The sequence below is a fragment of the Mesorhizobium sp. M4B.F.Ca.ET.203.01.1.1 genome (assembly GCF_004791025.1).
Lineage (GTDB): Bacteria > Pseudomonadota > Alphaproteobacteria > Rhizobiales > Rhizobiaceae > Mesorhizobium > Mesorhizobium abyssinicae.
On sequence record NZ_SRUO01000079.1, the window covers coordinates 1 to 406 of the forward strand.

Consider the following 406-nt stretch of genomic DNA (forward strand, 5'->3'; position numbering starts at 1 on the left):
CGCGGGTCCGGGTCGAAACGCGGGAAAGAAAGACAGGAAACAGAATGGCCGATCAATTCGCAACGGACGTCATTGCCCTGATCAAGAAACGCGCCGAGTCGGAGAGCGGTGAGGGAATGCCTGCGTCATTCGTCGGCGAGATAACAATCGCCACGGAACTGGACGCGCTCGGGTTCGATTCGCTGGGTTTGGCGGACGTCCTCTGGGATGTGGAACAGGCCTACGGCATCAAGATCGATATGAACACGGCCGATGCCTGGTCCAATCTCAAGAATGTCGGCGACGTCGTGGACGCCGTCCGCGGCTTGCTTGCGAAGGAGGCTTGAATGGACAGGCGCGTCGTTATCACCGGAGTGGGCGGCCTGTGCGGACTGGGCACTGACGCCGCCTCTATGTGGAAAGAGAT

The 406-nt window shown here is 59.9% G+C and carries 1 protein-coding gene; it reads left to right on the forward strand.

Translation table 11 applies throughout. The features are described from left to right. Positions 1 to 44 precede the first annotated feature (44 nt). On the forward strand, positions 45 to 326 hold the full coding sequence (locus tag EN846_RS33700; protein WP_095517116.1) for an acyl carrier protein: 282 nt from the start codon (positions 45 to 47) through the stop codon (positions 324 to 326). The last annotated feature ends 80 nt before the right edge of the window (positions 327 to 406 follow it).